This is a genomic window from Virgibacillus byunsanensis (genome assembly GCF_042675965.1).
GTDB classification, from domain to species: Bacteria; Bacillota; Bacilli; order Bacillales; family Amphibacillaceae; genus Virgibacillus_R; species Virgibacillus_R byunsanensis.
Genome location: NZ_JBHTKJ010000076.1, coordinates 16491 through 41407, shown reverse-complemented (window position 1 = coordinate 41407; position 24917 = coordinate 16491). Strand labels below are relative to the sequence as shown.

25 protein-coding genes, 1 tRNA gene, 1 pseudogene and 2 riboswitches are annotated in these 24917 nt (G+C 36.6%); of the genes and pseudogenes, 17 read left to right on the top strand and 10 right to left on the bottom strand.

Translation table 11 applies throughout. From position 1 onward, the window contains the following. Positions 1-154: 154 nt before the first annotated feature. From ACFQ3N_RS20235 to ACFQ3N_RS20215, 5 genes are all read right to left on the bottom strand, one after another. A complete protein-coding gene (locus ACFQ3N_RS20235; RefSeq protein WP_390365021.1) occupies positions 155-580 on the bottom strand; it encodes a GNAT family N-acetyltransferase in 426 nt (141 codons plus the stop codon). Continuing rightward, positions 581-1099, bottom strand: coding sequence for a YjcG family protein (locus ACFQ3N_RS20230; protein ID WP_390365019.1), 519 nt, complete (start codon positions 1097-1099; stop codon positions 581-583). A 330-nt stretch (positions 1100-1429) separates the two neighbouring features. Continuing rightward, complete coding sequence (locus tag ACFQ3N_RS20225) at positions 1430-2155, bottom strand: alpha/beta hydrolase (protein ID WP_390365069.1); 726 nt, start codon at positions 2153-2155, stop codon at positions 1430-1432. Positions 2156-2236: 81 nt separating this feature from the next. Continuing rightward, on the bottom strand, positions 2237-4069 hold the full coding sequence (locus tag ACFQ3N_RS20220) for an ABC transporter ATP-binding protein (RefSeq protein ID WP_390365017.1): 1833 nt from the start codon (positions 4067-4069) through the stop codon (positions 2237-2239). Then, a complete protein-coding gene (locus ACFQ3N_RS20215; protein WP_390365015.1) occupies positions 4059-5789 on the bottom strand; it encodes an ABC transporter ATP-binding protein in 1731 nt (576 codons plus the stop codon). The genes ACFQ3N_RS20220 and ACFQ3N_RS20215 overlap by 11 nt, the downstream gene beginning before the upstream one ends. Before the next feature lie 381 nt (positions 5790-6170). Here ACFQ3N_RS20215 and ACFQ3N_RS20210 point away from each other — a divergent pair. Then, positions 6171-6243 (top strand) — tRNA-Val (locus ACFQ3N_RS20210). 76 nt (positions 6244-6319) lie between these two features. On the opposite strand, the pseudogene ACFQ3N_RS20205 reads toward ACFQ3N_RS20210, so the two are convergent. Together ACFQ3N_RS20205 and ACFQ3N_RS20200 are read right to left on the bottom strand one after the other, a co-directional pair. Then, positions 6320-6466 (bottom strand): annotated as a pseudogene (locus ACFQ3N_RS20205) (transposase); the annotation flags it as partial. 440 nt (positions 6467-6906) lie between these two features. Further along, positions 6907-7608 (bottom strand): lysophospholipid acyltransferase family protein, encoded by a 702-nt coding sequence (locus ACFQ3N_RS20200; protein WP_390365013.1) that lies wholly within the window; start codon positions 7606-7608, stop codon positions 6907-6909. 366 nt (positions 7609-7974) lie between these two features. Between ACFQ3N_RS20200 and ACFQ3N_RS20195 the strand changes: the two genes are divergently transcribed. The 8 genes from ACFQ3N_RS20195 (at position 7975) to sda (ending at position 13819) form a co-directional block, all read left to right on the top strand. After that, on the top strand, positions 7975-8319 hold the full coding sequence (locus ACFQ3N_RS20195; RefSeq protein WP_390365011.1) for an ArsR/SmtB family transcription factor: 345 nt from the start codon (positions 7975-7977) through the stop codon (positions 8317-8319). Further along, complete coding sequence (locus ACFQ3N_RS20190; protein WP_390365009.1) at positions 8316-10109, top strand: SulP family inorganic anion transporter; 1794 nt, start codon at positions 8316-8318, stop codon at positions 10107-10109. Before ACFQ3N_RS20195 ends, ACFQ3N_RS20190 begins: the two co-directional genes overlap by 4 nt. 762 nt (positions 10110-10871) lie before the next feature. Further along, positions 10872-11078: an IS3 family transposase gene (locus ACFQ3N_RS20185; protein ID WP_390365008.1), complete on the top strand. Its 207-nt coding sequence runs from the start codon at positions 10872-10874 to the stop codon at positions 11076-11078. A gap of 464 nt (positions 11079-11542) precedes the next feature. Beyond that, on the top strand, positions 11543-11734 hold the full coding sequence (locus ACFQ3N_RS20180; RefSeq protein ID WP_390365006.1) for a hypothetical protein: 192 nt from the start codon (positions 11543-11545) through the stop codon (positions 11732-11734). Between the two features lie 35 nt (positions 11735-11769). Continuing rightward, a complete protein-coding gene (locus ACFQ3N_RS20175; protein WP_390365066.1) occupies positions 11770-11901 on the top strand; it encodes a helix-turn-helix transcriptional regulator in 132 nt (43 codons plus the stop codon). Positions 11902-11933: 32 nt separating this feature from the next. Beyond that, a riboswitch (cyclic di-GMP riboswitch) is annotated at positions 11934-12016 on the top strand. A gap of 65 nt (positions 12017-12081) precedes the next feature. After that, positions 12082-12810 carry an EAL domain-containing protein gene (locus tag ACFQ3N_RS20170; RefSeq protein WP_390365004.1) on the top strand — a complete coding sequence of 243 codons (729 nt, stop codon included), beginning with the start codon at positions 12082-12084 and terminating at the stop codon, positions 12808-12810. A gap of 2 nt (positions 12811-12812) precedes the next feature. Beyond that, positions 12813-13349, top strand: coding sequence for a PilZ domain-containing protein (locus tag ACFQ3N_RS20165; RefSeq protein ID WP_390365002.1), 537 nt, complete (start codon positions 12813-12815; stop codon positions 13347-13349). A 176-nt stretch (positions 13350-13525) separates the two neighbouring features. Further along, a complete protein-coding gene (sda, locus tag ACFQ3N_RS20160; RefSeq protein ID WP_390365000.1) occupies positions 13526-13819 on the top strand; it encodes a sporulation histidine kinase inhibitor Sda in 294 nt (97 codons plus the stop codon). 172 nt (positions 13820-13991) lie between these two features. Here sda and ACFQ3N_RS20155 read toward each other — a convergent pair whose 3' ends face one another. Then, the gene (locus tag ACFQ3N_RS20155) at positions 13992-15563 is read right to left on the bottom strand and encodes an alkaline phosphatase family protein (RefSeq protein ID WP_390364998.1); all 1572 of its coding nucleotides are present in this window, start codon (positions 15561-15563) and stop codon (positions 13992-13994) included. A gap of 108 nt (positions 15564-15671) precedes the next feature. Between ACFQ3N_RS20155 and ACFQ3N_RS20150 the strand changes: the two genes are divergently transcribed. The 7 genes from ACFQ3N_RS20150 (at position 15672) to ACFQ3N_RS20120 (ending at position 22146) form a co-directional block, all read left to right on the top strand. Then, complete coding sequence (locus tag ACFQ3N_RS20150) at positions 15672-16292, top strand: TVP38/TMEM64 family protein (RefSeq protein ID WP_390364995.1); 621 nt, start codon at positions 15672-15674, stop codon at positions 16290-16292. 199 nt (positions 16293-16491) lie between these two features. Then, positions 16492-17670 (top strand): pyridoxal phosphate-dependent aminotransferase, encoded by a 1179-nt coding sequence (locus ACFQ3N_RS20145; RefSeq protein WP_390364993.1) that lies wholly within the window; start codon positions 16492-16494, stop codon positions 17668-17670. A gap of 61 nt (positions 17671-17731) precedes the next feature. Continuing rightward, a riboswitch (SAM riboswitch) is annotated at positions 17732-17839 on the top strand. An 82-nt stretch (positions 17840-17921) separates the two neighbouring features. After that, positions 17922-18935, top strand: a complete 1014-nt coding sequence (locus ACFQ3N_RS20140; protein WP_390364991.1) for a methionine ABC transporter ATP-binding protein — start codon at positions 17922-17924, stop codon at positions 18933-18935. Continuing rightward, entirely contained in the window at positions 18925-19587 is a 663-nt protein-coding gene (locus tag ACFQ3N_RS20135) for a methionine ABC transporter permease (protein ID WP_390364988.1), read from the top strand. Before ACFQ3N_RS20140 ends, ACFQ3N_RS20135 begins: the two co-directional genes overlap by 11 nt. A 36-nt stretch (positions 19588-19623) precedes the next feature. After that, on the top strand, positions 19624-20442 hold the full coding sequence (locus ACFQ3N_RS20130; RefSeq protein ID WP_390364986.1) for a MetQ/NlpA family ABC transporter substrate-binding protein: 819 nt from the start codon (positions 19624-19626) through the stop codon (positions 20440-20442). Between the two features lie 1329 nt (positions 20443-21771). Continuing rightward, positions 21772-21936, top strand: a complete 165-nt coding sequence (locus ACFQ3N_RS20125) for a hypothetical protein (RefSeq protein WP_390364984.1) — start codon at positions 21772-21774, stop codon at positions 21934-21936. A gap of 57 nt (positions 21937-21993) precedes the next feature. After that, positions 21994-22146, top strand: coding sequence for a hypothetical protein (locus ACFQ3N_RS20120; protein ID WP_390364983.1), 153 nt, complete (start codon positions 21994-21996; stop codon positions 22144-22146). Positions 22147-22188: 42 nt separating this feature from the next. Here the strand turns inward: ACFQ3N_RS20120 and ACFQ3N_RS20115 are convergent, their stop codons facing one another. Both ACFQ3N_RS20115 and ACFQ3N_RS20110 read right to left on the bottom strand, forming a co-directional pair. Beyond that, a complete protein-coding gene (locus ACFQ3N_RS20115; protein ID WP_390364981.1) occupies positions 22189-22758 on the bottom strand; it encodes a LemA family protein in 570 nt (189 codons plus the stop codon). Positions 22759-22773: 15 nt separating this feature from the next. Further along, on the bottom strand, positions 22774-23934 hold the full coding sequence (locus ACFQ3N_RS20110) for a DUF3137 domain-containing protein (RefSeq protein WP_390364979.1): 1161 nt from the start codon (positions 23932-23934) through the stop codon (positions 22774-22776). A gap of 198 nt (positions 23935-24132) precedes the next feature. On the opposite strand from ACFQ3N_RS20110, the gene ACFQ3N_RS20105 reads away from it, so the two are divergent. Beyond that, on the top strand, positions 24133-24789 hold the full coding sequence (locus tag ACFQ3N_RS20105; protein WP_390364977.1) for a ribonuclease H family protein: 657 nt from the start codon (positions 24133-24135) through the stop codon (positions 24787-24789). The last annotated feature ends 128 nt before the right edge of the window (positions 24790-24917 follow it).

The window sequence follows — 24917 nt, the reverse complement described above, 5'->3', positions numbered from 1 at the left end:
CGCTGATAAAATTGAAATAGTGCTGATAAATCACGAGTTCCGCTGATAAATCTTAAAAAGTGCTGATAAACTGTGGATTTGTTTGATTGGTACGCTTTTTTCACCACATTATAAAGGGGGAACTCCATATGGAATCCCCCCCCTTTATAATGTCTTAATTTAACTGTTTTACCATGGTTACATGTGGTATTCCAGCATCCATAAATTCACCTGATATCGTTTCATACCCAAGATGCTGATAAAAATCCTCAGCATGTGTTTGTGCATTTAGTTTTGCTTTTTTGTAACCATTTTTTGAAATTTCGTCTTCCATTGCTTGTATAATCTGTGAACCATATGATTTTCCCCGATGTTCCTTCATGACACAAATGCGTTCTAATTTCCCGTAGCTCTCAACCAAACGCAAGCGACTTGCCGCAATTGGCTTACCATCTTCATATCCAACAAAATGGATGGCTTCTTCTTCATGCTGGTCGACTTCTTCTTCAGGTGGCACCTTTTGCTCCTCTACAAAAACAACCGTTCGCACTTGATATGCTTGTTCGCGTTCTTCGTTTGTTTGAATGATCTTTATATCCAATTAAACGTATTCCTTACCAAAAACAAATGAGTCATATACTGTCCATGAGCCGTTTTCTAGTTGGTATAGTAGTTGGAAGCGATCAACGGTGTCTTGTAGTTTAATGTCTTTCATTTGCATGCTGCCAAAAACGTCTGAATACTCGTCATGTGACAGTTTTTGAGCGATTGTAATATGAGGTACAAAATTGTACTCCATATTTTTCGGGAATTTTCCAGTTTGCATTTTATCGAATAAGTCATCGAGTTCTTGAATTGGTTCAACTTTCAAGTAGATCGTGTTTGTAACAGGCGCAAACGTACTAACCTTATTGATATTAATCGTAAATGGCTCTTGTTCGTTTGCGATATGTTTCAACTCTGTTATAAGTTCATAAATGGTGTCATCGTCAGCCTCAAACGCCTCTTTTAACGTCAAATGTGGCGGAATAAGTGCATAGTGCGGATCATAACGTTTTCTGTATGAGTTGATTTCGTCTTGGACTGGCTTTGATGGAAAAATAGCGATACCATACTTCATAATAATAACCTCCTATAGTAATTTACGATAATTGTCATGTTGTTTGGAAATCTTTTCGTTTATTCACTATTTCAAACTGACCTTTTATTTACCTTCCATTATAACAAAAATTCTGGTAAATGAGATATTTATTTTTTAGTAGATAAGAAAATATAAAACTTTCTTACCTACATAAGTGCAACTAAGGCTTGCACTCCAGAGCATAATGGCTTCTAAGAAAGCAAGGTACGCTTACTAAGAATCCCTTTAACGATAAGCCAAGTTTTCTAATTTTTATTATATTGGCCTACTTCATAACGATAACAATCCTGCACGGTTACGCTTTTGTTTTTAATCAAACATAGAGGTTAATGCTCTTGTTAAATCTTTTTGCCAATATTTCCACGTATGTGCTCCGTCTTCTAGCTCATGGTATGTGTAGCTTGCACCTTTTTCATTTAACAGGTTGTTTAACACACGGTTTGGTGTTATGAAATCTTCTTTTTTACCAGCAGTTGTGTCCACTTCGGTTTCAGCAGTACCAATCGTATGATAAATATCAATAGAATGAAGTCCTTTTGCATCTTGTACTGCATGTAAAACGGTGTGATCAACATATGGCGATTGCATAATCACTTTCCCAAACGTGTTCGGGTACTTCAATGCGGTCATTAATGCTAGCGTGCCTGCAAGTGAGTCGCCCATCAGTGCACGAGAATGCCCCATATGATACGTAGGAAGCTCCTCGTCTAAGAGTGGAACAACTTCATGTACAAGGAATTTAATGTAGTCATCCTGCTGCTGTCCACTTGGATGATATTTATCCTTGCGATCAAATTTATCTTGGTAGTGAATACCAACAAATATGGTATTTGTTATGTCATTCTCTTCGTGGAGTTTATCACTTAACGTTGCAACTCTGCCTAATTGGAAGTAGTCATTTCCGTCCTGCATGATACAAATGTGATATTTATATAAAGGTGAAAACGATTCTGGCTGATATAACTTTAGTGTCATTGTTTCATTTAAATACTTACTTTCAATTTGTTTTTCGATAAAGGATCCTTTGCGTCCGATTGTTACCACCTCATTTTTACTATCTTAACCTGATTGATTACGATCCTTTGTTAAGGATATCATTATTTCGAACAAGATGCATTATGCCCCACTTGCTTGTTGTTTAAGCTGGCCTTTGTACAGGTCATAGTAATTTCCTCTAACTTTAATTAATTCGTTATGTGACCCTTTCTCAATAATTTCCCCATTCTTAAGCATAATTATTTTATCGGCTTCCTGGATGGTGTTCAAGCGATGGGCGATGACGAAACTAGTTCTGCCATACATCAATCGTTTGAGAGCATCCTGGATTTTCAATTCAGTAATGGTATCAATATTACTGGTCGCTTCATCCAAAATGAGAATAGAAGGTTCAGCGAGTATTGCCCGGGCAATAGTTATTAATTGCTTTTGGCCTTGACTGATTCCAGAACCAGTTTGATCCAAAATGGTATCATACCCTTCAGGGAGATGATCAATAAATTCATGCGCATTAGCATCTTTTGCAGCATCGATGATTTCTTCATTCGTTGCATCTAAACGTCCGTAGCGGATATTTTCCCGAATGGTTCCATGAAATAAAAAGGAATCCTGTAATACGAATGCCATGTGTGTTCTTAAACTGGAACGTTTAATATCTTTTAATGCGATCCCGTCCAGTGTTATTTGCCCTTCGTCATAATTATAAAAGCGAGATATGAGATTAATAATAGTTGTTTTTCCAGCACCGGTATGACCCACAAAAGCAACTGTCTCACCAGACTTCGCTTCAAAGCTAATGTCTTTTAAAATAGGTGTATCCTCATAAGCGAATGACACATGATCAAAAGCGAGATGTCCATTTGTTTCTTCTACCTGTTTGGCATCATGTTCATCTGTTTCCTCTTGCTCCTCATCGATCACTTTGAAAACCCGTTCTGCTCCAGCTACAGCGGAAAGTAACATATTGAATTGATTCGACAGCTCATTTAATGGACGAGTAAACTGTCGTGCGTATTCCGTGAAAATAACGATAACACCAACTGTAACAAGTCCAGTACCATTAATCGCTAAAATACCACCAACTAATGCAATCAGGGCAAAGCTTAAGAAGTTCAGCATGTTCATTACTTTTGGAATAAAACCGGCAAACGTCATTGCCCAAAAGCCAGAATGCCGCAGCTCGTTATTTCTTCCTTCAAATTCTCTTATCACGCGTTCTTCCTGGGAAAATGTTTTGACAATATGCTGTCCAGACACCGTTTCCTCTACATAGCCATTCAGCTCCCCAAGGTGGTTTTGCTGTAATTTATAAAGAGGACCAGTGCGTTTGGTAATCCATTTCATTGCAAAAAACATAAATGGAATAATTGCCATCGTTACAACGGTCAGGATTGGACTGAGTATCAGCATCACAACAACCGTTCCTACAAGCGTTAAAATACTTGCAAAAATTTGAATAACGGACTGATTGAGCGTGTTGTTCACGTTGTCAATGTCATTTGTAATTCGGCTCATTAGTTCCCCGTGCTGACGTTTATCAAAGTACGAAATCGGCAGACGGTGGAACTGATGAAATAAATCAGATCGTAAATCATATACGGTGTTTTGGGCGATCCCGACCATCCAGAAATTTTGTAAAAAGATCGAAAGGGAGTGGAACAGATAGATGAAAATAAGACCAATTAACAGCATGCCTAGTCCTGAAGTTTCTTGTTCGACGATGTAATCATCAATCGCCATGCCAATCATATAAGGACCGAGTAGGGCTAACCCTGAGCTGATTAATACCATAAAGATAACCAGAATGAGTTTTGCTTTTTCACGGGACAAATAAGACCAGATTCGTTTTACCGTTCCCCATGTATTTCGTGCCTTATCTTTTTTATCATGCTTAACATTATCTAATGGAATCCGCTCATATTGAAAAGGTTTCTTCAGTTGTTTAAAAAGCATACGGGTACTCCTTTCCAAATTGCGATTCTACAATGTTTTGGTATAACTCAGATTCCCGGAGAAGCTCATCATGTGTACCGATTGTTAAAACTTTTCCATAATCCATTAATAAAATACGATCTGCACTCATAGCGGTGGAGATCTTTTGTGTGATAATCAGCATGGTGCAGTCGTCTTGTTGGATTGCTTTAAGTAGGCGTGACTCTGTTGCTAGATCCAATGCACTCGTACTGTCATCAAGCATAAGAATTTTTGGGCGGCGAATCAGCGCACGTGCAATGGAAATCCGTTGTTTTTGACCCCCTGATAAATTTACCCCTTTTTGCCCAATCTTTGTGTTGTACTGATCAGGAAGCTCCATAACCGTCTCGTGAATCTGTGCATCACGCGCAGCTTGAATAATTTCCTGTGTAGTTGCATTATTTTTACCCCAAGCAATGTTATCCGTAATACTTCCAGTAAACAGTAACGGATTTTGAGGTATATAACCAATGCTTCGTCTCAGTTGATCTAATGTATAGGATGTAATTGGTTTATCATCCAATGATAGTTGCCCATGATCTATATCGTAAAGACGCGGAATTAGCTGGAACATCGATGTTTTACCAGCACCGGTCGCGCCAATAATCGCCAGTTTCTCATTTGGTTTTACCATGAATGAGATATCTTCCAGAATTGTTTTATCTGTAGCTGGATACGTAAAACGAACATCTTGAAATTCAATTTTTCCTTCTGTAATACCAGCTTCATCATTTGCATCGAGATGATCTACTAAATCCACATCCAGTTTAAGCACCTCACTCAAGCGCTCAGAAGATGCTTTTGCCCGTGAAAAAGCCATGATAATGAATGTGAACATCGAGATCGACATGGAAACACGTAGGGCATAGTTAACAATTGCAACAACATCACCAACGGATGAATCACCAGCAATAGCCTGCATATTTCCAAACCAAAGAATAGAAATCAAACTCATATTCATCACGAAAAGAAGAATCGGCATAGACGCTTCAACAAACCGGAACGTAGAACGTGTCATACTGGCAAGGTCACCATTAGCCTTAGTAAACCTATTCTCTTCAAAATTACGTCTGAGAAATGCTTTGATGAGACGCATCCCAGCCAAATTTTCCTGCATAACCCGGTTGACGTTATCGACACGCTTTTGAACCTTGTCGAACATGTTACTCGCTATCTTAAGCACCCATAATAGGAAACCAACAAGAAGTGGGACCGTAATCAGGAAAATAAGTGCTAGCTTTGCGTTCACCACAAAAGCCATAATTACCCCGCCAATAACAATTAAAGGAGCCTTACTCATAATTCGAAGTGCCATAAAAATCGTATTCTGAATTTGACGCACATCATTGGTAAATCGCGTCACGAGCCCAGACGTCGGATATTGATTCAAATTCGCAAATGAGAACGACTGGATTTTATGAAATAACTTTTCCCGAATATCATACGCTAATCCTAAACTCGTATGAGATGCAAAAAAAGAATTAAAAATACCTGCAACAAATGCCGTAAATGCAAGGCCAATCATAATACTGCCCCACATCACTATATTGTCTAAGTCTTGATTCATTACCCCGTCATTAATCATCTTTCCTAAAAAGAAAGGAAGTAGTAGCTCCACTGCAAGCTCAATAAGCATCAGCGAATAGGCAACTGCAATCGGCAGCTTATATGATTTCAAAAAGCCAAAAACATTTCTCACAGTAGTAAAACCTCCGATGTCCGATATTAAAATAAAGACAATTTTCATTCTATTATAATAGGAAACTCGTAATTTATCCAAGGATCTATTTCGAGAGCAGAAGTAACTGGGGGGAGGTGACAAGGTGGATGAGTGTAAAATGACAAATACGCTGATAAAAGTGCCAAAATGCTGATAAAAGTACAAAATTTGCTGATAAAATAGAAAAAGTGCTGATGAAAGCACAAAATTTACTGATATAACGAAAAAAGTGCTGATAAAATTGTCTGTGAACTTGATTGTTCCTGGAATAAGACAACATGCTTTTTACAGCAAATTTATATTGACAGAAATTATTGTATTGCTATATAGTAAAAGAGTATCGATAAATTAATGTAACACGATTCCGTAGCTCAGCTGGGAGAGCGCATGCTTGACAGGCATGAGGTCGTTGGTTCGAGCCCAATCGGAATCATTATAGAACAGAGCCTGTGATCATTGGTATACCAATAGACACAGGCTTTTCGTTTTTTAGTATAGCGACGGGAGCCCTAATTTTGTTTGATATGGCCAAAGACACTTTCAACTTCGGTCTTGCGTATTGCTGCAAGTTCTTTGCCTAATTCACTTGGAGATTTTTTCCTCACCTGTGCTTTGTATGTATTAAGCTGGTGATTCACACGGACTGTCCTGTCATACTTGGATCGTGTTCACTGTTCTCGTAACGGACAGCCATCACAAACAAAACAGCGATAAATATATCGTGTCGTTTCATATCCCTTTGCGGTGATTTAGGATGTTTTTTTAAAAAGATAATTCGCTTATTATTTGGATAAATACATTCTGCTCTGATCCAGCAATATCTTCATGAGTTAAGCATTTCAAAGTGGTGACAAGAGAGTAGTTTGAAGGATCACCAGATGTATTAGTGGATCCAGAAGTTTGATGCTTCTGAAACGCCTGCGCAGCACAACAACAAAACCTGATATAGGAAGGTTAGCTGTACAAGTGGCGGATGAAAAGGATCCTGCTACAGAAAGCACTCTTTTACAATAACAGCTAAACCATCATCAATACATTTACGAAGATTTTTGCTGCCACGGGGGACTAGTAAAATTCTTACTGTCTACTTGTCCTGTTACAAATGTTTTTTAATTTGTGTTAGAACTGTTGTGGCCAGTTGATTTGTATCTTTAAAATTTCTTGAATCGATGGGGGCAGAGTAATGGACAGAAACTTTTGCTGGTGTGTTTTTGCCCTTCTTTCCTATCAATTTATAAGAATCCTTGAAGGTAACAGGAATGACTTTTACCCCTGATTTAATCGCAATTCGTAAACTACCCGATTTAAAGTTTCCCATTTCAGGACCTTTACTTCTCGTTCCTTCTGGAAAAACTGCTATTGAATTATTTGATTTTAAACTTTCTATTGCTTGATTAATCGCCTTTAGGGAGCTACGTGCGTTATCCCTGTTGATAAACACACATCCTCGTTCTTTCATCCAGTAACCCAACAACGGAATTTTCTCCATTTCTTTTTTAGCAACAAAAGCCATCGTTTGAGGAGCTGTTGAATATAAAATCGGAATATCCATATTACCTTGATGGTTGCTCACATATAATACAGGTTCGTCTAAAGGAATATTTTCTGTTCCTGTTATGGTAAGGTCGGCTCCAGAAATTTTAATTAAATTTCTGGTACATTTCAGAATGATTTTATCCATCAGTTCCAGTTTTTCTTTGTTCTTACCTGCCTTGTTTAATTTACTAAGCGTAAATGATTTGTTAGCTTTACTTAAAATATAACCCCACATGTATCCTTGAAATAATAGAGTACGCATATTGTTTCCTCTTTTCGATGAAGTTTAAGTCTATTGCAATCATAAAAGACATGCTCAAATTAAATAAGTCACAAATGTCATTTGTGGATATTGAATATGTCACATTACAAGGGGAAATATCAGTTGCTTTTTCTAGGAGTCTTTTGATAGGAAAGAAACACACAACTCGGATATCATTTATTATACGAATTATCTTAAGGAAAATTTCGTTTTCTACCTAGATGGATTTCATAAAGGATATTGCTACACCTTTAGAGATTAAGATATTGAATTCGTTCATACATTTGAAGTTCCGAAAGAATAGCAGTATAATAAAACATATTCAAATATTTGAAAATGTAATGTGATAAAAAAGGGGGGAATCGAATGTGGAATGATATGCAACAATTTAAAGCTGATTTTTTTAAAGCCTTATCTCATCCGTTACGAATTCGTATTCTTGAATTATTGGCAGAAGGCGAAAAAAGTGTAAATGAAATGCAACGTATTCTAAACAGTGAGGGTTCAGCTGTGTCCCAGCAATTAAGCGTATTGCGTAGTAAAAATATTGTAGTAGGTGTAAAGGATGGAAAAAAGGTGAGATATTCTCTTAGAGATCCGGCTATTATTCAACTGTTAGAAGCTGCACGGGAGATTTTTAATAATCATCTTATTGACACATATTCTATGTTAGAAGAACTAGACGATCGGAAAAAGAGGGTATCTAAGTGAAAGGGTTATGGAAAAAAAGCTTTAAAGGATATACGCTGAAACATTTTCAAAAAGATCTTCTTTCAGGGGTGATAGTGGGGATCATCGCAATTCCACTTGCAATGGCGTTTGCAGTTGCTTCCGGAGTAAAACCGGAATATGGAATTTACACGACGATCATTGCGGGAGTATTGATTTCCATTTTTGGCGGGTCAAAGTTTCAAATCGGAGGGCCGACTGGCGCTTTTATACCGATTCTTTTAGGTATTGTGATTACCTATGGATATACAGATTTACTACTTGCTGGTTTACTAGCCGGAATTATACTTTGTTTCATGGGTATTTTTAAACTGGGTTCATTGATTAAGTATATTCCACGTCCTGTGATGATAGGTTTCACTTCTGGTATAGCAGTCATTATTTTTACAGGACAATTGGGTAATTTTTTGGGTTTATCGGGTATGGAAAAACACGAGGCTTTTATAGCAAACATGAAAGAGATCATCCTACATATAGACACTATTAGTCTCTATAGTGTCATCACTGCTTTTATTTGTCTTTTTTCCATTTTATTGACTCCACGGTTGCTTCCAAAAGTACCTGGGCCACTTGTTGGAATAGTCGTGTCTACGGCTGTGGCTGCCGTCTTATTTTCAGGAAGTATCCCTACCATAGGCACCGTTTTTGGGGCTATTCCCAGTAGCCTTCCACAATTTATGATGCCGGAGATAACATGGGAAAGAATACAACAGCTACTGGCACCAGCTTTTGCGATTGCTGTATTAGGAGGAATTGAATCTCTGTTATCAGCTGTGGTAGCAGACGGCATGACAAACACTAAGCATAATAGTAATCGAGAGCTAATTGGACAAGGGATTGCAAATGTGGTGACACCATTATTTGGGGGTATCCCAGCTACAGGAGCGATTGCACGAACAGCCACAAATATTAAATCTGGCGCTGTCTCCTCAATGTCTGGAGTCATTCACGGGGTTTTTGTTCTGTTCACTCTACTACTTTTAGCTCCCTATGCCTCTCATATTCCATTAGCAAGTATGGCACCAATATTAATGGTAGTGGCTTGGAACATGAGTGAACGTAAACAATTTGCTCATGTGTTAAAAATGAAGACAGGAGATTCTCTTGTTTTAGTGGTGACATGTTTATTTACGGTTTTTACCAGTATTACCACAGCTGTACAGGTGGGGCTTGTTTTAGCCATTATTTTATTTGCTAAGCGAATGAGTAACATATTGGTTGTTTCTAAAGTACTTCCAGACCATACTCAAGAAAAAAGAAGCGTTCAATCTCATGTGGTTAATGATGCCCATGATTGCCCACAAATTAGTATTTTTACCATTGAAGGTCCGCTATTCTTTGGTGCTGCTCAAATGTTTGAACAACAGATTATGGAGACGATTCATTACAAACCGAAAGTCTTAATCCTACGAATGGGAAGGGTGCCTTTGATGGATACAACGGGAGAGGCACATTTAAGAAATATCATCCAACATTTTAAGAGAAGTGGTGGCATTCTTCTTCTTTCAGGCGTCACTTATGAATTAGAAGATACCTTAAAAAAATCTGGACTGTATGAGGAAATTGGAGAGAAAAACTTTTATCATCATACAGGGGAAGCTATTAATGATGCCATGTTGGTAATTGAGAAAAATTCATGTTTGGGTTGCAAGCACTTTGCTTTTCATGAATGTCAGCAGCTTTCTCAAGGAACTGAGAAAAGAGAAGGACATCTTGTTGGACAAAAGGAGATTAGTGGGGGAGCTTTTCTCTCTACTGCTCAAAAGCCATAAACGGGTATTTGAAAAAGCACTATAGAGGATATCGAGATGGAATTTAAAATTCATTCATCATCTACATTTAAAGAGTTTATGAAGGAATTCACCAAAAATTTGAAAGTGAACTATTATTAGAAGCGGTAAATGTTAAAGAAAAGTTGATGAAATTCAACTGTTTGGCAATATTAATCTTCTCAATAATACTCATAAACTAGTTATTTACATTACGGATAGTGAGAAGGAAGGACTAAAAAAATTTCACGAAACAAGAGGGCGCAGTCTGGGCTAAATACTCCACTTGCTAACCAATTTGCTAACATATTTTTCCTAGCTTCATTTTAATTTCCTAAATTGATTTTAATATAACATGAGGTCGTTGGTTCGAGCCCAATTGGAATTACTTAAACGACCACCTGCTTTAGCAGGTGGTCGTTTAAGTCTATTGCAATTTAAAAGACATGCTCAAAATAAATAAGTCACAAATGTCACTTGTTGATATTAAATATGTCACATTACAAAGGGAAATATCGGTTGCTTTTTCTAGGAGTCTTTTGGTAGTTACATTAAAGATTAAGAAGGATATTATTTATCAATTTATATTTTTCATTCAGTAAAGGGAGTAACGGTTAATTTAAATAGTGCTTCACTACACTAACAGATATAATGCTCACAACTATCCAGTATCAGCAATGTGCGAAGTCCCGGAAGTCCCACAAAGTACGTGCTATTACCAAGTAATGTAATGGTAAGAGATTCACAAACAGTCGGGAGCAAGAGTTGGAAGCAGTAATTGAAACGATATTTAAAGAAAGCAAAAATAACTATGGAACACGCAAGATTAAGATTGAGTTAGAGAAACAGGAATATACGGTTTCTCGTCGAAAAATCAGCCTATCATGGAGCAAACAGGATTTGCTTCGAACTATACTGTGGCTCAATTTAAGGTACATAAGGAAAGCTGGAATGAAGCACCTATCAAAATGAACTCCAGCGTGAATTTAATCAAGATCAGGAATTAGCTGTTGTTGTCAGCGATCTAACGTATGCACGTGTAGACGGAAAGTGGCATTACGTCTGTTTATTGATCTATTTAATCGTAAATTATCGGTCATAGTGCTAGAACCAATAAAACGGCAGAGCTTGTAGATCAGGCGATAGCGAATATCAATTTCAATCCCTATACGATGCAAATGTTTCATACCGATCATGGTAAAGAATTCGATAATATACAAGTGAAATCATTGTACTTATGGAAAGTGATAAAAAGGATGCCCACAGGGTACACATTGAGGAAGCAACTAATGACATACAAGTAAGAAATTAAATACCAAAAGAGCTTTTGATTAACTTAAAAGGGTAAAAAAATACTTATTTTGAGTAATATATTTTTTTATGGGGGTGTAGTATCGTGGGTTTAAAGGAATTTTGGCTAAACAGGAGGAAATATGATGAAATTTGTCACATCGTATCAGTTTTCAAATCAGGAAGTAATGGATCTTATACACGCTATAGATATAACTACTGAATCTAGTGAAGACATTAGTGAAGAGAAAATAAATAGGTTAGAAAATATTAAAAACACCTTCTTAGCGCACTCCAAACATACGGAAAGCGAACTTGATTTAAAAAAAAACAGTTAACTAGCCGAGAAAGGCAAGTTTTAGAATTATTAAAAATTGGTGCGGACACAGATCAGATTTCTAAAGAAATACATATATCGATACATACTGTCAAAGCACACATGAAAAAAATATACAGTAAATTGGAAGTTAAAAATAAGGTTGATCTTATTCTGAAGTATAGATAACCCTTATATTTAGTATAATTTCATAATTCACTTTCCGATAATAGCAAACTTATTGAAAAATAAGGACGCAAAACTACGGGCCTAATGAAGAATCTATGGCAGCCGAGTTACCGAAGAATTTGAGACAAAAAGCAGTCTCTTTTCTGGAGTCTGCTTTTTGTAATTAAAGGAGGGAAGTTAATGGCTAATCAAAGTTTAACCTTAGAAAAAATTAATAATATAATAATTCATCACCATTACCAACCAATCTATAACTTAATTAACTGGAGAATATGTGGCTTCGAAGTACTATTTAGATCTGCAAGTTATGAGAATCCATTGAATGCCTTTGAGGATGCAAATAAGATAAAAAAACTTTTTGAATTAGATATGTATTCATTAAAAAAAGCTGTAACAAATTACTTTCAAATACGGTCATTTCAAAATGGTGTTAAATTATACGCCAATATCTTCCCTTCTACATTGGTAAATCCTAAGTTTATAACATTTATTGAAGATGTCCACTTTAAAAAGCTATTTAATTCAATTGTCTTAGAAATAAGTGAGACGGAAATGGTGGAAGACATAGAAACATTAAAAAATGTTACTAGTCTTTTAAAAGAAAAAGGGGTTCAATTTGCGATAGATGACTTTGGAAAAGGACCAGATGACTTCAAGAAGTTAATTGAGTTAAAACCAAACATTGTAAAATTGGATAGATATTTCTCGAAAGAAATAGATAGATGTGAGGAAAAGAAAGAGCTAGTAAAGAATATAGTTAAGTACTGTAAAAAATTTAATATTAAACTTATTTTAGAGGGGATTGAAACACCTACTGAACTAGCAACCGCCAAACTGTTAGGAATAAAGTTCGCCCAAGGCTATATGCTTGGTGAACCTGAGAAATCACCTGTAGGATGGGGGAGATAATAATGATTATCTTATCTATTTATGGATTAATTGTGAACGTATTATTGGTAGTATTTTTTATTTATGGATACAAGGTTATAATCAACCAACGAGCAAAAATTGAATCATTGAATAAAGAAATTAATGACTCAAGAAAACAACCCACTAAACAGAACACTGATCCTCGGAGAAATTTTAGAGTAGAAATTTCTCATTTACCTTGTGAAGTTACTTTTATAGAAATAGAAAATGATAAAATGAAAAATCTCGAAAACAGTAAAATAACCGCTATTCTAGAAAATGTAAGCTCAACAGGATTGAAATTTGATAGTAAATATAACTTCCCAGTAAAATATAAAATAAAAATCAGAGTAAAGTTTGAATTGAAAGAGGAGTTATTTTCCTTTAAGGGGTATATTGTGCGAAAAGAAGAACATGTCAAAAATAAAATGAATTCCTATGGTATTCAATTTATTGAGACTGGAATGAAAGATCAGCAACAGTTGATCGTAAAGCTAAATCAAATAGAAGCAGAAAGAAGAAAGAAGAAAATTTCTTGATGATGATCTTAATATAAAAGGATAGTTTCCTGTGCAAAAAATACTTTAGCTTTTTATTCATGACACTATTAAATAGGTATCGATAATACTGGTTTTTTACCTAAGTGAAATTCTTATTAGAGTAGATAATTATGCAATAAATACCTTTCTCAACTCCGGTCAAAGGAAATATTATTTTGAAAAATATTAAAAGACGTGCTTATGAGACTCTGAATGCCATTGTATCTTTAGGTTTGAACTTGATAGATATGATTTATAATCAAAGGCATTTTCTTCAACACAGTCTTACTAATGGAATTGTTAAAGTAGAGCCATTAGAAAATGAGGAATACGAAATGAAACATTTAAGCAAAAATGCCCTGATCGATGCCTATTATCAAGCAAGAGAAATGAAACTTGATAATAATTTTCTAACATTACTCAAAGAGGAATTAAATAGAAGAGGAATTAACTTCTATAAATTAAAATAGATTTTGAAGGAAATAGCTATTTTCTTCAAATTGCTAAATTTTATGGAAGAGGCTGTAGTTATGGGCTTTAAATTAAATAAGTAATTTTAGAGGATGTAACATAACTTGTGTAAGGTATGTTATTTATTAAAGTTCATTAGTTTAATTAAGTGCCTCAAAGAGGTTACGTTTATTACCTCGTTATTTCCAATAACCATTCCTTAAAGTCCACAATACGTTTAAATTTTGGCTGTGTGTCGGTTCCAGCGATAATCATGGGGGTAAGGGAATCTTTTGCATGTAATGAACCATGTCCGGCTCCGCCAAGGTGGGTAGGGGAATGTTCACCAACGAATTCATACCCGGGCTTTGCATCGATTATCAGATAACGTCCTTTATGAGAATGAAGGGCTCCGTGTAATCTAGCGAGACCGTCAGGAAAATCACCGTACGTTATTTCGCTTTGGTCATTCATAGCAATATCTAATATGGAAAAATCACCACTTATATCCCACGACTGATCATATAGATCCGTATAAACTCCATCAGGCCTAAAAGTAAGTTTACCATCCGAATTCTGAGCTGAAACATGGTTACCTTCAAGGTCTTTCCACGAAATAAATTCGATCCTGGGGTCTCCTATTAAATCGGAGATCATTTCACTATACGTTACTTCATCATCTAATAAATTAATATAAGCCATTCGTTCATTGACGGCCAACACAACCTGATCTGTTTTACTGATGGGCTCTCCTAGCTTGGAAACCTGGTACTTCTCAGAAAGTGTTGTCAAATCTATGATGGATTCCGTTCGGTCCTCACCAATTTCTGATTGAGCGCTATCTCCATATACAATCAGAGTCATATTTTCTAACGTTTCCTCCCAAGTTGGATAGGAATCAAGAATTGTCTGTAGATGTTGATCGGCTTCTTCAATTCCTTTTAGATCCATTGGTCCATGGTTGTGAACTTGGTGATCGAGATCTGGAAAATAGCCAAGCGTAAAAGTGGGCAGACTATTCTCTTGAGTAAGGTATTTTATCTCCTCAGCAGTAAAAGCATCATTTAGTCCCAGACCTTGCCAGACTTTATTATGGGAATCGTTATCTGGACTAAATTGAGACAGTACCCCCATCGATAACATAGGTGGCCCTTTCACGGTTGCGTTATCAGAGATTAGGTTGAAACCAGAAGCTATTTTTGGAACATGCAGGTTATGTGTTTGATTCCCACGATACACGAGTCCGTTAACCGATGCAGAACGTTCTCCTCTTTTATCTAGGTTTTCATAGATGGTTTCAATGTCTTCACTTAAATGCTTCTGATTTAAGTTTGAAATGTTATCATTTAACACTTGTTTGATACCGATTTGGAAAACTTCCATCTTCCCACTTCCATAGTTGACCAATCGATTCTCATCTTGATTAAACCAAACTAGTCCTGGAAGTCGATGTTCATCCGCATATGTCCCTGTTAAAAGGCTGCTATCAATTGTAACGGACATGGTTGGATAAGAAGTGACAACGTTATCGAGGTATTGTCCCTGTTCAGATAAAAATTTCATGGCAGGTGCTCGTCCTTCTTGGATAGCTTTTTGCAGTGGTTTATCCATAAGGGAATCCATAATAATAAATACAACAGGTTTGGAAGTGGGGTTCTTTTTTTGACTGTTTATGTCATTGGTCGGAGTTGAAAACCCATACCAATTAATGACGAATAAGATTAACCCTAGACCGATCAACGTCATAACTATTTTTTTAATCATAAAAAACATCCTTTAATGTTACATCATTAGTTAATACTAGTATTGTGTCTAATGGTTAAATATATTTATTCGATTACAAGTAATTAAAACAGCTTAGGGAGTCATCGTATGAAAAAAGGAATTATTTTTGTCATCATTTATGGAACTATTCTTTACATTGCCTTTTTATTTCGCGAACCGATCATGGATTGGATAAATCAAAGTAATATAGCCTATCTTCCACTGATGTTTGTTCTGGCCATTCTATTTGGGGTTATTCCTATTGTTCCATTTGCTGTATATGCTGGATTAATGGGGGCGAAATACGGAGTCTGGGTTGGTGCAACTATAAATTGGACAGGCTCGGTTGGAGCTGCGATAATATTTTTCGTTCTTGCTCGTTACTTTTTTGTTAAGCAATTTCAAACATATATATCCAAGTTTAAAAAGGTTAAAAAGTTTGATTATATCATCACTCAAAATGCGTTTGTGGCTGTTTTATTCAGCCGAATGATCCCAATTATCCCACCACCTGTCGTTAATATTTATTCCGGGTTAAGCACGATGACATTTCAAACATATCTGATGGCAACTGCAATTGGTCAGATACCGGGAATGATCGTCTATGCTTACTTAGGAAATCAGTTATTCACTTCCATCCGCTCATTCGTCATCGGTCTTTCGATATATGTAGCATTTATTTTAATTGTGATACCGATTTATCGCTGGTGGTATAAAAGGAATGAATAGGGTTGTGAAAAGAGAAAACAACGTATATATAAAACGATTCATATGGAGTTGCTTATGAATCGCATCTTCTCGTGGATTGTAATGAACAGCTAAATAATGACTCAAATGAATTAAGTGTTCCAAATATACTTTACAACTCAAGAAATATTGTCTAAGATGATTAATTATAAGTTTAGAAACGGTCAGGAGTGTGAGGGTCATGCAAAGGTTTGCGTTTTCGGATACATTAAATCGGTTACCTCAGCAGTTTTTTGCTAATCTCGTTCAAAAAGTTCAAAAGTTAAAAGATGAAGGCCATGACATGATTAATCTAGGACAGGGGAATCCAGACTTACCGACACCAGAACACATTGTGGAGGAATTAAAAATGGCCTCCGATAACCCGGAATATCATAAGTATTCCCCATTTACCGGGCAGGTATTTTTAAAAGAGGCGATTGCTTCTTTTTACAAAAGTGAATACGGAGTGGATATCGATCCAGAAACAGAGGTTGCTGTTTTGTTTGGGGCAAAAACCGGCTTAGTGGAAATTAGTCAATGTTTGCTCAACCCAGGAGATTTAGCATTGCTTCCTGATCCTGGTTATCCAGACTATATGTCAGGAATAGCCTTAGCAAATGCTCGAACTGCATGGATGCCTTTAATGGAGGAAAATGCTTTTTTACCGGATTATCAGAAGCTTGATGAGAAGGATTTAGAAGCTGCGAAGCTATTATTTTTAAATTATCCAAACAACCCCACGTCGGCTACCGCTAATCAAGCCTTCTTTGACGAAACGGTTGATATTGCTAAAAAACATAATATTTGTGTCGTACATGACTTTGCGTATGGTGCTATTGGCTTCGATGGGGAAAAGCCACAAAGCTTTTTACAATCAGAAGGTGCCAAAGACATCGGTATCGAAATGTATACGTTATCGAAAACGTATAATATGGCCGGTTGGCGCGTTGGTTTTGCAGTTGGTAATCGTTCCGTTATTGAAAGTTTAAATCTTATTCAAGATCATATGTATGTCAGCTTATTTGGAGCGATCCAACAAGCTGCCGAAAAAGCTTTATTAGGTGATCAGTCTGCAGTAGATCAATTGGTAAATACATATGAAAATCGGCGCAATGTTCTGGTTGAGAAACTAAATGAAATTGGCTGGAAGGTTCAAGCGCCAAAGGGGACATTTTTTGCTTGGCTCCCTGTTCCAGAAGGGTATACCTCAGAAGAGTTTGCCGACATACTCTTGGAGAAGGCGCACGTTGTCGTTGCACCTGGTAATGGATTTGGCGAGGCTGGGGAAGGATTTGTTCGGGCTGGATTACTCGCAAGTGAAGATCGTCTTAGTGAAGCGGCAGAACGAATCGGTAAACTTGGACTATTTACGAAATAGATGTTGACAAAGTTAGACTACAGCATTATGATAGGTCTTATCCATTTAAAAAATAATAACCTTCTTATCTAGAGTGACTGAGGGAAAAGGCCCTGAGACGTCACAGCAACCTTCCAAATTGGAGTGGTGCTACTTCCTTCAGAATGGATTTCATTCTGAAAGATAAGTGTTGATAATACCGTTTATCATTCACTCTCTTTCATTATGAAAGGGGGTTTTTCGTTGTTAATAAGATTGGGAGTTGAGTTCGCATGATTGAGATAGAAAATGTAAGTAAAATATATAAATCGAAATCCAGTCAAGTAGTTGGTGTGGATCATGTATCTTTAAAAATTCCAAAAGGGGATATTTACGGCATTGTCGGCTATAGTGGAGCTGGAAAAAGTACATTAATTCGTTGCATGAACATTCTCGAGCGTCCTACATCTGGAAACGTGATTGTGGATGGGGTGAACTTACTAGATTTATCCGCAAAAGAGCTCCGTACAGCACGGCAGTCAATTGGAATGATTTTTCAAGGATTCTACCTAGCTTCAGCGAAAACTGTTTTTGAAAATGTTGCTTTTGCACTAAAAGCTGCAGGCATTCCAGCTGAAAAAAGGAAAAAGAGAGTAGTAGAATTACTGAATTTGGTAGGGTTGTCAGATAAAGTAGATCAATATCCAGCCCAATTAAGTGGGGGCCAGAAACAGCGGGTAAGTATTGCAAGGGCGCTTGCCAATAACCCAAAAGTGTTACTTTGTGATGAAGCAACTTCTTCACTGGATCCAAGTACAACAAAATCGATTCTGGCCCTTTTGAAAAAGATTAATCGGGAGTTGGGTATTACGATTGTGTTGATCACGCACGAGATGGAGGTTGTAAAGGAGATTTGTGACACGTGTGCTGTCATGCAGGATGGAAGGATTATTGAACAAGGCCCATCCTATGAGATTTTCTCCAACCCAACAGAAGAATTAACGAAACAGTTTATTGACACAATCTTAAATTTCGAGTTACCACCTAAGCTTTTAGAAACGTGCAAAGGTACCATTCTACAACTTCAATTCAGAGGGAACCTGGCTAGTGACCCGGTAGTGTCCGATATGCTGCAAACCTTCCAGGTGAGTGGAAATATCTTGCATGGAAAAGTGGAGTATATCAAAGAGATCCCATTAGGAATTTTTATTATGGAACTCTTAGGTGACTCATCAGAGGTTGAAAAGGCAAAACAATACTTAGAGCAACGTTTAAAACAGGTGGAGGTGATCCAGCATGCTCGATAGAATCATTGAAATTTTACCTGAACTGAACGCTGCATTCTATGAAACATTAATTATGGTGGGAATAGGACTTCTAGTAGCAGTTATTCTCGGGCTGCCTGTAGGGATTCTATTATTTGTTACCGATCAAGGACTCTTTTGGGAGAACCGAGGTGTTAAAACAGTCTTAGGTGTTATTGTCAATCTCATTCGGTCTATTCCATTTATTATATTACTCGTATTCTTATTTCCGTTTACAGATTTACTGGTGGGAAGAACGACAGGAGCCTTAGCTGCATCGGTATCCTTATCAGTTGCGGCGATCCCATTTTATGCACGAATCGTGGAATCTGCTGCAAGGGAGATAGATAAAGGAGTGATCGAGGCAGCAATTGCAGTTGGAGCCTCTCCTAAGCTGATTATTAAAGAAATAATACTTCCAGAAACAAAACCTGGCTTAATAAGCGGATTAACGATTACGGCTATTAGTCTAATTGGTTACTCGGCAATGGCAGGTACAATCGGTGGCGGAGGAATCGGTGATTTAGCGATCCGATATGGCTATTACCGATATGATGATACCGTCATGTTCACCACCGTTATTGTGTTAATCGTACTCGTTCAATTCATTCAATATCTTGGCGATTTTATAGCAAAAGCTGTAAATAAACGTTAAGTATGATAAAAAAACAAAAATATGGGGGAAAATAAAATGAAAAAATTAGTAGTAACATGTTCAGCACTATTATTAATCCTGTTAGCAGCTTGTGGAGAAGAAGAAAGTGGCAGTGATGAGAATAAAGAAGTTCAATTTGGTGCAACAGTTGGTCCATACAGTGATATGGTTACAAAAGCAATTGCTCCGTTGTTAGAAGAAAAGGGCTATGAAGTATCCAATCAGGAATTTACAGACTATGTTCAGCCAAACAATGCTTTAGCAAATGGTGAACTGGATGCGAACTTATTCCAGCATAAAATCTATATGGAAGCATTTGCAGAAGAAAATGACTTAGATTTATCAGAGGTTATCATTGTTCCAACAGCACCAATGGGGTTATATTCGGAAAAGTTTAGCAGTATTGATGAAATAGAAGATGGAAGTCAAATAGCTATTGCCAACGATCCTACTAACCTGGCAAGAACATTAGGAATGCTTGAAGACGAAGGGTTAATTACGATTAGCGAAGATGTAGAAGCATTGACTGCTTCTGTTAATGATATTGCAGAAAATCCGAAAAATCTTAAATTTGTTGAAGTAGAGGCAGCACAGCTTCCTCGTCTAGTCGAAAGTGAGGACGTATCTGCAGTACCAGGTAACTACGCACTTGCAGCCGAAATGGATTTATTAGATGCACTAGCATTAGAAGATATGCCTGATGATTACCGTAACCGTGTGGTTGTAAATACAGACGATGTGGATGAACAATTTACAAAAGATATTAAAGAAGTAATTGAATCGGATGAATTTGAAGCCATCATTGATGAAGAATTCCAAGGATTTGGAAAACCACAATGGATGACCGGCGAATAAGCTAGAAGAAATATGAGGGAAGAGGTATAAATCGTATTTTGATTTATACCTCTTTTAGATTAATTCATCATCATAGTGGTTTAATTAATCTTCAGAGTCGATTTTAATTTTTCTGATAAAATAAGCGTAGGCAACTCTAAAGTTATCAAGATAGTTTTATTATCGATGTTGTTACATAAGGGTAAATCACTAAGCGTAGTAAATGTATGAAATACGTAAAAGGGAGATGTTTACCATAAACATTAATCGATTGGACAATTTGGTTCTGACCGTATAGAAATCTCTAATTATTAGGATGATATCACCTGTCGAGATAAACGTTACTCTAGTTTTTTAGTTATCACCCTAGCCACGCTTTTTCATCTCATCGATAATCATCTAGTGATATATAAAGAGGCGATAGGGGGATTAATCAACTATATAATTAACTGTGTGCATGCTTTTTACCCCAGTCATTGCCTCTTCATACCCAACATTCATGGTGCTGCCCCATTAATTGTTTATTTGGTAAGGTAAATATGGTATTAATTCTTCATTTCAAAGCCGCATAATCGCCCCTTACTCCTACTCCTAATACGCTTAACTTGGAGGTCTATTTTGTGGATACTTTTTATCATCCTTCATGTCGTTCAACTCCTGCTTGCTCTTGTTCTTTTTCTTCTTACCTTTATCTTTACTCATAGGAACCCCTCCTTTTTATGTTATTTTGAACGAGTAATTATAAATTATGTATCGGCTGATCTAGATGCAATAAAATAAGGCTGTTTTCACACGCATTAATACTTTTTCAACTTCATAGTTGATGTAGAATGCGACGTAACTTATTCGTGGATTTTCTTTCTCGACATCGAGTGCTATAGAACCGCTACGGCAGAACACTTCGCTTTCCGTGGGCACGGCCTCAGCCCTCCTCAGAAGCAAAAAACGCTTCTTCCGGGGTCTTCGGACACGTGCTGTTCCCACAGGACAAGGAATGCTTCGACAGCGTTACATCGCACGAAGAAAATCGGTTTGTATTTTCGAGGAGTCTCCGTATTCTGCCTTCGCTGGTAGTGATGTTCTAATTAATTTTAGGAAAAATCATTCAAAATTAAAGTTTCGTATCTTAAAACTTGCTTTTCCCAAAGGACAAGGAAAGCTCTGGTAGCGTTACATCGCACAAAGAAAATTGGTTTGTATTTTCAAAGAGTCGACCGCCATCGGCTCCAATCAACCATCATAAAAGTGGTAATTTATGCTATAAAAACGAAATGATTGGTTGTTGTATTATTATGGACGCTATACCAGCGGCGGAAATACACGAAGACTTCTGCGGGAGGATAGGCATAGGTGAGACACCAAAGTGCTTCAGCACGTGGTGGCTCACCAGCCGCCCGCGAAAAGCGAAGTGTATTTCCAGAGCGAGTAAAAGCACTAACCATCATCTCAAGTTACGTCGCATTATATATCTATTCTCTCAAAAACAACAAACAATACGAAAACAGCCTAAAATAAAAATAGTTATCATGGACATAATAATCACATGAAATAACATGTTAGGAGGATCGTTTCATGTCAGAGGAAAACAAAAATCGCAATAAGGACAAGAATAAACAGAGAAATGTACTTAAGTATGATACATCGCCGAAAAACAACAAAGAAGAGTTTTCGAGGGAAAGCGAGTTTCTTAATTTAGATAATGAAAAAAATAAAAGAGAAAGATAATAGAAAGGATCTGTCCTTATCCGGACAGATCCTTTCTAGGTGCTATTCTCTAAACATGGCACCTACGTCAGTATTTTCTTTTTTCGATGGATCTGATACTTCATAGGAAGGCTTTTTAGTAAAATGAAACATAGATGCAATGATGTTTCTTGGGAACATGACAATATAGACATTGTAGTCTGCTACTCTTGCGTTAAATGTTCTCCGTTGCGCTTGAATGTTTTCTTCGATGTTTGTGATTCTTTTTTGAAGATGATTATATTGTGAGGTAAACTTGATATCGGGATAAGCTTCTAATCTGCCTAGTAAGGTGGTTACCGATCCTTCTAAACGCTGTGCGTCTTTCACTTTGTCTTCCATTCTTTTTGATGTATTACGATTCATTTGAGATCGTAAAGCTGTTACTTCTGCAAGCAATTCTTTTTCATTTTCCACAGCACTTTTAGTAGTAGAAACTAAATTAATAATTTCATCCGCACGGTTTTGCAAGAGGACGTCAATGTTGGAAAAAGACTGTTCCAATTTTACTGCTCTTTTTTTAACGGTATTGTACGTTACAATGATATAAAGGAAAAATAGTAGACATACTCCCATGATGATATACAACGTCATTACTTTTCACCCCATTTACCCTTTATTCCATAATTTTAAGTTCAAATCTAACTCTTCCACTACTTCTAATGCCTGGTTAATATCCTCAAAGTAACTATAGATCGATTCTTTATTAGGTTTCTTGTCAATATTAAATTCAAAATGGTCTTGGAATGTATTTAATAGGAAATACATTCTCCCGTCTTTAAAAGAAAAGTAAGGTTGGATCTTTTCAACAACACTTTGAACGATTTTCAAATGTTGATTCGGTATACGTTCTGATGCTCTTTTTTTCGATCCGTCCGCCAGTGCTAACAGTTTCTCCATAAAACCTGGTGTTAAGATATACCTTGCTCTGACCTCATCTGTCGTCTTAACTGTAAATCGCTCATTAAATGCCACGTTGTCTAACTCAACCATATCCAATTTCTGCTTATGAAAAATATCCAGCTTCTTAAAATCTATTAAGACATCTTTTTTGGGTGCAATAACGGTAGTTCCTTCAAAGTCTTTATTAAAGTCAACATCGAAAAATAATCCTTGAAAAATAACGTTCTCATGGGCTTTGTCATCTGCATCCGTCCACACGTCTATGGATGTTACTTCAGAAAAAGCAATTTCCGTTTTAGGTACATCTAACGTGTTCTGTTTTGCTTCATTCCCCTTTACATCATGAACCTGTGTAAGACTTTCACTAATATCGTTTGGTATTGCGCTTTGAGCAGGTATTTCAGGTTGTTTTTCGATTTCAGATAATTCCTCATCGTACACATTTCCCCAAATTAAATCGTCCCCAAGATATTTATCGGGTTTCTTTGGAAAAATTTTTGTATCCATAAACGTGCTTTCCAGGATATGTTTTTCAGGGGCATAGTGAAAATCCTCATTTATAAATGTTACGATTTTTCGTACAATTCTTTCTTTCATGATCCCTTCGAATGACTTATACGTTTTAGATAGCTTACTAAATCCAAAGATAAGTATGATAAAAGTTATGATGAAAAAGACAATGAAATATTCATTAAATATGATGCCAATTAAGATAGGAGTTAAGGCTGCTATCCCAGTAATCATAGCTTGTTTGTTACGCCTCTTTTTTAAAATTTTTCTGTTCCCTTCTAACTCTTCAACCTCCCCCTTTAATGTTTCTTCATAAAACTGATCGAACTCTTTCTTCGTTTTGGAAATTTTATTCATAACGAATTCCCCTCATTTATAAATGACATATAAAACCACTGACTTTTAACATGTATATTCATCATAGCTAGGAAAAATAATGACGTATAGTATACTTTGGTATACAAATCCATTTTTGGTTAGGTCTGAAACAGGGCATATTAGTAATAACCTGGCTATCAGGAATTAGCACAAAATAAATTAATGGGAGGTCTTAGGATGAAAATAAGAATCGAGTTAACGTACCAAACACCAAAAGGAATAGAGACTTCTTTTAACTCTGAATGGTTACATGCTGAGAAGGCACTATCGATCGTGGAAGATTTTGATAAAACAGGGCGGATGAAACATGTAACCTTCATCGACAATCATGAAACGACATGGACATTAAAGGAAATAAAGAAACAGATGGAGGAAATCCAAACTGAACCTCATAACGTAACAGTTTATTTTGATGGTGGATTTGATCTGAAAACTAGAAAATCAGGATTAGGATGTGTCATTTATTATGAACAGAATAAAAAGTCCTGGCGGCTTCGAAAAAATGCTTTAGTCGAAGAACTTAAAACAAACAATGAGGCAGAATACGCTGCGTTTCATCTCGGGTTACAAGAATTAGAATACCTAGGAGTTCATCATTTAGCTGTAACTTTTGTTGGCGATTCTCAAGTTGTCATTAATCAGTTAATGGAAGAATGGCCGTGTTATGAAGAAGAACTAACTAACTGGGCTGATCGGATTGAAAATCATCTCAATCAGTTGGGAATCGAAGCCGAATATGAACTCGTTCCTCGAAAAAAGAATAAAGAAGCTGACCAATTAGCATCCCAGGCATTACGTGAAATTGAAATAACAGGCACGATCGAGATAAAATAATTCGCAACCATATTTTCTTATACAAATTCCTTTAATATGCTACCATTATTTACATATATCGACACTTGACTTATACTGTTATCAGGATGTAATCATTTTGTAATGTAGATGTAGAGAATCTACCAAAC